The organism is Streptomyces sp. NPDC048277 (assembly GCF_040652235.1).
Lineage (GTDB): Bacteria > Actinomycetota > Actinomycetes > Streptomycetales > Streptomycetaceae > Streptomyces.
In genome coordinates, this window is the sequence record NZ_JBEZLQ010000049.1 from 37560 (window position 1) to 44367 (window position 6808).

Consider the following 6808-nt stretch of genomic DNA (forward strand, 5'->3'; position numbering starts at 1 on the left):
GGTCGTCGTGCCGGTCGGTCGCGACGCGCTCGTCGTGTCGGTCATGCCGTCGTCTCCCATGCCGAAACGGTGTCCGCGTCGGCGCCGACCAGGTCGGTCCGGCCCGACAGGACGGCCGTGATCGCGCGGTCGCGGTCCAGGTGGTCGTCGACCAGGAGCGCGGGCAGGGTGTGGTGCAGGCGGGTCCGCTCGGTGAGCAGGGCGCGGGTGTACGCCGTACCGCCGCGCACGGCGACGAGCAGCGGGCCGGCGGCCGCGAGGCCGGCGAGGCGCGTGTACGCGGCGGCGAGGCCGGTCTCGTCGTCCGGTGCCGTGATCAGCGCACCCCAGGGCTGTGCGTGAGGGGTCGGGGCGGACGTGTGCAGGGGGAGTGGGTCGCCGGTGCCGCCCACCGCCGCCGTCGCGTCGGGGCCGACCAGCACGACCCGGCTGGGCAGCTGTCGTACGCCTAGGTCGAGCGGGGTGTCCAGGGGCTCGGCCCCGTGCCGGGCCTGCCACTGGTCGTGGGTCGCCCGTACGAAGTCCGGTGCGCGGCGGGCCAGGCGGGCGTCGGTGATGCTGCGGGAGAGGAAGTGGTAGGCGAACTGCCAGGGCTCGAAGGCGTCGTGGTACGCGCCGAACTGTTCCCACCAGCCCAGACTCGGCCGGGCCGCGTTCTGGATCGCCTCGACCGAGGGGCGGGCGGCACTCTCGTAGGCGGCGAGCGCGGCCGGGAGGTCGTCGGCGTGCTTGGTGAGGGCCCCGGCGAGGGCGATCGCGTCCTCCATGGCCATCTTGGTGCCGGAGCCGACCGAGAAGTGCGCGGTGTGCGCGGAGTCGCCGAGCAGGACGACGGGCCGGGGACGTGTGACGTACCACTGCCCCGTCCGGCGGGTCCGGAAGTTCCCCCAGCGGGAGTTGTTGACCAGGAGCCGGTGTCCGTCGATCTGGTCGGCGAACAGGTCCTCCAGGTACGCCTTGCTGGCCAGGTCGCTCGGGCCCGGCGGCCGGGTGACGTCGAAGGCGTCCAGTCCGGCGGCCCGCCACGTCGCCTCGTCGGTCTCGACGATGAACGTGCTCAGGTCCGGCCCGATGGGGTAGCCGTGTACGGCGAAGACACCGTGCGGGCCGCGTTCGTGGGCGAAGGTCAGGCCGTCGAACATGTAGTCCGTGCCGAACCAGATGAACTTGGCGGTCGCCGTCTGAACGGACGGCTCCAGCCGGTCCTCCAGGGCGGTACGGATACGGGACCCGGTGCCGTCGGCGGCGACCACGAGGTCGTACCCGGCCAGGTCGTCCAGGTCCACCTGCGTCTCGAACCTCAGGTCCGCGCCCGTGGCACGCGCCCGCTCCTGGAGCAGTCCGAGCAGCGTACGGCGTACGATCGCGGCCATGCCGTTGCCGCCGCAGCGGATCCGCTCGCCCTTGAGCCGTACCTCGATCTCGTCCCAGTGCCGGCCGTGCGCGTCGAGCGCCTCACGGAGCACGGGGTCGGCCTCGTGGATGCCGGCGAGGGTGCGGTCGGAGAAGACGACGCCGAACCCGAACGCGTCGTCGGCACGGTTGCGTTCAAATACCGTCACCTCTGCCGACGGATCGGCCCGCCGGATCAGGGTGGCGAAGAACAGCCCGCCGGGGCCGCCGCCGACGACAGCGATACGCATGGTCAGCCCCTCGCCGGGGTGTCGCGGAACCGGCTCTCGCGAACCGGGCTCTCACGAACCGAACTCTCGCGAACCAGGGTGTTGCGGCACTCGCCGATGCCCTCGATCCGGGTCACCAGCTCGCTGCCCTCCGTCAGATAGCGCGGGGGCTTGCGGGCGTGGCCGACACCGCCGGGGGTGCCGGTGGCGATCAGGTCGCCGGGGGCGAGGGTGATGATCCCCGAGATGTAGGCCACCAGGGCCGCCGGGTCGAAGACCAGGTCGCCGGTGTCGGCCTTCTGCATCAGCTCGCCGTCGACGGTGCACGTCAACTCCCCTGACAGCGGCCGGTCTTCGTCGCTGACGACCAGCCACGGCCCCACCGGAGTGCTCGCCTCGAAGGTCTTGCCCTGCAGCCACTGCGGGGAGCGGTACTGGAAGTCGCGGGCGGTGACGTCGTTGACCACGGTGTACCCGGCGATCGCCGAACGGGCTTCCGCGGGGCTCGCGTGGCGCACCTCGGCGCCGATGACCACGCCGAGTTCGGCCTCCCAGTCGACCGCCGACGATCCCGCGGGCAGCACCACCGGGTCGTACGCGCCGACCTGCGCGCGGGCGAACTTGGCGAAGAGCGCCGGGTGTTCGGGCAGCTCGCGGCCCATCTCCAGGATGTGGTTGCGGTAGTTGAGGCCGACGCACACGATCTTCTCGGGGGACGGCACGGGGGGTGCGTAGTCCAGTCCGGCGAGTTCGTGGCGCGGGCCGTCGGCGGTCCGCGCCACGGTCCGCCAGTCGGGACGGGCCAGGAGGGCGCCCAGGTCGGGGAAGCCGAGTTCGACGGCGGCGGAGTCGTCGACACGGACGGCCCGCGTCCCCTCGGCCGTACGGATGGTGGCGAGCCTCATGCGGAAGGCTCCTCTCGGTGCGTGCGGGCCAGTCCAAGGGCCTCGTAGACGGGGTCGTCGGAGAAACGGAAGGCGTCCAGTCCCGTGCCGATGCCATCGCCGGTGCCGGAGTCGGCGGTGATGGTCAGCGGGGCCCAGGAGGGGACGGCGAACAGGTCGCCCTTCGCCACCTCGTACCGCTCGCCGCCGACCTGGACCGTGCCGGTGCCGTCGAAGACCTGCCAGACGGCGGAGCCGACCGTGCGGGTGGTGGCGGTGCGGGCACCGGGGCGCAGGCGGTGCATCTCGGTGCGGATGGTGGACAGGGCGTCCCGGGCGGTGGCCGGGTCGGTGAACCGTACGACCGCGTGGCCCGGCCCCAGCACGCCCGGGTGGCCCTCGTCCTCCAGCTCCAGCTGGGCGGTGAGGGCGGCGTCGGTGTGCTCCCAGCGGTACGCCATGAGCGGGGAGGCGGGGGTGGCGGGGGCGCCGACCGGGCGCAGCCCGGGGTGGCCCCACAGCCGCTCGTTGCGGGAGGCGGCGGGGGTCGCGCGGGTGGCGAGCCGGTCCGGGCCGAACTCGAAGAATCCGGCGTCGAGTTGCCGTACCAGGGGGATGTCCAGGCCGTCGATCCAGGCCATCGGCCGGTCGGTGGTGTTGTGGTGCTCGTGGAAGTGCATGCCCGGGGTGAGCAGCAGGTCGCCGCGGCGCATCGCGACCGGGTCGCCCGCCACGTTGGTCCACACGCCCTCGCCCTCCACCACGAAGCGGAACGCGGTCTGGGTGTGCCGGTGGGCGGGGGCCTCCTCGCCGGGGCCGAGGTACTGGATCGCGGCCCACAGGGTGGGGGTGGCGTAGGCGGTGCCGGGCAGGCCCGGATTGGCCAGCGCGATGGCGCGGCGCTCGCCGCCGCGGCCCACGGGGACGAGGTCGCCGCTGCGCGCGGCGAGCGGGTGCAGCACCGACCAGCGCCACAGGGCGGGTACGGCGTCCGGCTGCGGCACCTGCGTCATCAGGCCCTCGCGCTGGGTCCACAGCGGTGTCAGGTGCGCGGCCTCGAAATCGGCGTACAGCCTCTCCAGCGCGGCACGTTCGTCGGTGATCGGCACGGCGAACTCACTCCTTCGGGATGACCTGAGTTCAACGTACGACATTGCGACAACGGTCGTATAGATTCTGAAACGCTTTTTCTTTGCACATCTCCCTGACCCCGACCGGCCCCCGCCCAGGTCGGCCCGAGCCCGGGTCGCCCTCCGGCTCGGGGGTCCGGTCAGCCCCCGGCCTGGGCCATCACCTCGTCGACGTGCCCCTCCGCCTCCGCCCGCAGCAGGCCGTGGGCCTCCAGGAACACCTCGTGGGCCCGGCGGCCGGCCCAGCCCTCGGGCAGCAGTTCGGGCGGCAGGTCCGGGTCCCGGAAGGGGATCAGGCGGTAGTCGTGGATCAGGCGCATGCGCTCGACCAGCGCCTCGCGGCCCCGCAGCTCACCCGCGCGATAGCGGGCGAGGCGGGGCCGGTAGCGGTCGAGCAGTTCGCCGTACTCCTTGTCCAGGGCGGTCAGGTCCCAGGACCGGGCCGCCATGTCCCGGTCGGCCGCGGCCCCCTCGGAGCGGGCGTGCAGTACGTCGATGCGTACCGAGGGCTGGTCGGCGAAACTCTCCCTGACCTCGGCGATACGGTCGTGCGGGCTGACCCACACCGACGCCGACAGCAGACCGAAGCCCAGCCAGGACAGCTTCTTGCGGAGTTGCTCGCGCAGCGCCCGGTCGGCCTCGGGAACCGAGTAGATGACCATGTGCCACTGGCCGTCCCATGGTCCGGGGGCGCGCCCGAAGATCCGCTCCCGGCCCTCGTCCAGCAGCTTCCAGGACGCGTCGGTGAGGGCGTAGACGGTCTCCCGGCCCTCGCGGCGGGCGTCCAGCCAGCCCTCCTTGCGCATCCGGGCGGCGACCACCCGCACGGTGCTCTCCGGTACGCCGAAGCAGTCCATCAGCGCGACCAGGCCGCGCAGCCGGGCCTCGCCGCCGCGGTAGCGCAGGTAGTCGCCGAACAGGTCGAAGACCAGTGACCGTGGTTTCACCAGCACCTCCCGGGACCCCTGCGGGTCGCCCTACCCCTATATGTGTCAACCACTTGACGATCGTCTCACGAACGACCGATATTTCATACGTGCGACGGCCGTCGTCAAGCCGACACCCTTCGCGCGCACCACCTTCTTGTCACCGCCTCTCGTCACCGCCTCTCGTCACCACCTCGCGTCGAAGGAGACGCCATGGCAGAGACTTTCGTCCTCATATCCGGCGCCTGCCACAGCGGCTGGACCTGGCGTCCGGTCGCCGAGCGGCTGCGCGCCGCCGGTCACCGCGTCCTGGCACCGGACCTGCCGGGCCTCGCCGACGGCGACGATCCACGGAAGTACGCCCTGGCGGACGTCGGCGACTTCGTCGTCGACCTCGTCGAGCGGCACGACCTGCGGGACGTCACCCTGGTCGGGCACAGCTGGGGCGGCTACCCGCTCACCGCGGCGGCCCCGCGCCTCGCGCCGCGGCTGCGCACACTCGTCTACTGGAGCGCGTTCGTCCCGGCGGAGGGACGGTCCCTGATGGACGAGGTCCCGCCGCACTACGCGGAGATGTTCCGGCAGCTCGCCGCCGCGTCCGGCAACGACAGCATCGTCTTCCCCTACGAGGTGTTCACGGCCGCGTTCATGCAGGACGGCGACGAGAGCGCCCAGCGCCTCGTCCACGCTCTGCTGGTGCCGCAGCCCCTGCGCTACTTCACCGAGACCGTCACCCCGGTGGACCCGGCCGCGATCGGCGTCCCCGCCTCCTACGTGGTGGGCACCGAGGACCTGGCCCTGCCGCCGGGCGAGTACGGCTGGACCCCCCGCTTCCCCCGACGCCTCGGCCCCGACACACCGGTCATCGAGTACGCCGGCACCCACGAGGCCCAGTTCACCCGCCCCGACGAACTGACGGCCGCGCTGCTCAAGGCTTGACATGCTCCTCGCCCTGAAGGGCGAGGATTCTGGCCTTCCCGACTGGTTGCTGTGCCGCTACGCGGCACGGTTTCCGGTGGAGAATCCATGGCTTCCTGTTTCTTCGCGCTGTGCCAGAACGGGTTCTGGTCTTACCGGCGCTCCGCAGGCCGATACCGCCAGTCCGGCGGCCGTCTTGACGTTGAGTGCGGCGTTGTGGTCCCGGTCATGGACCGTGCCGCAGGCGGCACAGGTCCATTCCCGGATGTGCAGGGGTTTGGGACCGTCCTTGACCCCGCAGGTGGAGCAGATCTGACTCGTCGGCTCGTACCGGCCGATCTTGATCAAGGTGCGTCCGTACCGCTGCGCTTTGTATTCCAGCATGCCGATGAACGCCGTCCAGCCCGCGTCGTGGACGGACTTGGCCAGCCGGGTACGCGCCAGCCCCGTCACCGACAGGTCTTCCACGGCGATCCCTTGGTTCTCGGAAATCAGGCGGGTGGAGAGCTGGTGGTGGAACTCTTTGCGGGCGTCGGTGACCTTGGCATGGGCGCGGGCGGCCTTCAGGCGGGCCTTCTCACGGTTCTTCGATCCTTTCTGTTTGCGGGACAACTCCCGCTGGGCCTTCTTCAACTTCTTCTCCGCCCGGCGCAGGAACCGCGGGGAGTCGATCTTCTCGCCGGTGGACAGGACGGCGATGGGGGTCCCCCCGGACGGAGTCTGGGGGAGGGTAAGGCCGAGGTCGATGCCGATGCTCTGGTCGGTGGCGGGCATACGGCTCGCGTCTTCGGCGGGGTCGGTGTCGATGACGAACGAAGCGAAGAACCTGCCCGCGCTGTCCTTGATGACCGTGACGGAGGTGGGGGTGGCGGGCAACGTGCGGGACCATTTCACCTTCACCGCCCCGATCTTCGGCAGGTCCAGCCGTCCGCGGTCGGTGATCTTCCAGCGGGCGTTGGCGGTGAACCGGATCGACTGCCGGGCATCCTTGCGGGACTTGAACCGGGGTGCACCCAGTTTCGGACCTTTACGGGTGCCCTTGAGGGAAGCGAAGAAGTTCTTGTAGGCGGTCTCGGCGTCACGCAGGGACTGCTGGAGGACGACCGAAGAGACCTCACCCAGCCAGGACCGCTCCACGGTCTGTTTCGCCTGCGTGATCAGCTTCTTCGACAGCTCGCCGGCCTTCGGGAAGGCATCGCCCGCCTTCCGGGCGTCCTCACGGGCGCGCACGCAGTCGTTGTCGGGTAGCCGGAGCGCATCGCTGCGCCCCGGCCCCCTCAGAACCGTACGTGCCACTCGTCGCGGCATACGGCTCAAGCAGAGCCCAT

At 71.3% G+C, this 6808-nt stretch carries 5 protein-coding genes and 1 pseudogene; 1 reads left to right on the top strand and 5 read right to left on the bottom strand.

Going from position 1 to position 6808, the window contains the following annotated elements; translation table 11 throughout:
- Positions 1 to 41: 41 nt before the first annotated feature.
- The 4 genes from AB0D85_RS50170 to AB0D85_RS50185 all read right to left on the bottom strand — a co-directional run bounded on the left by AB0D85_RS50170 (position 42) and on the right by AB0D85_RS50185 (position 4583).
- Positions 42 to 1643: an FAD-dependent monooxygenase gene (locus AB0D85_RS50170; RefSeq protein WP_362337668.1), complete on the bottom strand. Its 1602-nt coding sequence runs from the start codon at positions 1641 to 1643 to the stop codon at positions 42 to 44.
- 2 nt (positions 1644 to 1645) lie between these two features.
- Positions 1646 to 2527, bottom strand: coding sequence for a fumarylacetoacetate hydrolase family protein (locus AB0D85_RS50175; RefSeq protein ID WP_362337671.1), 882 nt, complete (start codon positions 2525 to 2527; stop codon positions 1646 to 1648).
- Complete coding sequence (locus tag AB0D85_RS50180; protein WP_362337688.1) at positions 2524 to 3609, bottom strand: cupin domain-containing protein; 1086 nt, start codon at positions 3607 to 3609, stop codon at positions 2524 to 2526. The genes AB0D85_RS50175 and AB0D85_RS50180 overlap by 4 nt, the downstream gene beginning before the upstream one ends.
- Before the next feature lie 167 nt (positions 3610 to 3776).
- Positions 3777 to 4583: a PaaX family transcriptional regulator C-terminal domain-containing protein gene (locus AB0D85_RS50185; protein ID WP_362337673.1), complete on the bottom strand. Its 807-nt coding sequence runs from the start codon at positions 4581 to 4583 to the stop codon at positions 3777 to 3779.
- A 192-nt stretch (positions 4584 to 4775) separates the two neighbouring features.
- On the opposite strand from AB0D85_RS50185, the gene AB0D85_RS50190 reads away from it, so the two are divergent.
- A complete protein-coding gene (locus AB0D85_RS50190; RefSeq protein ID WP_362337676.1) occupies positions 4776 to 5501 on the top strand; it encodes an alpha/beta fold hydrolase in 726 nt (241 codons plus the stop codon).
- 57 nt (positions 5502 to 5558) lie between these two features.
- On the opposite strand, the pseudogene AB0D85_RS50195 reads toward AB0D85_RS50190, so the two are convergent.
- Positions 5559 to 6731, bottom strand: a pseudogene (locus AB0D85_RS50195) (RNA-guided endonuclease TnpB family protein); the annotation flags it as partial.
- Between the last annotated feature and the right edge of the window lie 77 nt (positions 6732 to 6808).

Bases quoted from the DNA above. Each gene is read 5' to 3' on its own strand.
- AB0D85_RS50170 (WP_362337668.1), bottom strand. From the start codon at position 1,643: ATGCGTATCGCTGTCGTCGGCGGCGGCCCCGGCGGGCTGTTCTTCGCC.
- AB0D85_RS50175 (WP_362337671.1), bottom strand. From the start codon at position 2,527: ATGAGGCTCGCCACCATCCGTACGGCCGAGGGGACGCGGGCCGTCCGT.
- AB0D85_RS50190 (WP_362337676.1), top strand. From the start codon at position 4,776: ATGGCAGAGACTTTCGTCCTCATATCCGGCGCCTGCCACAGCGGCTGG.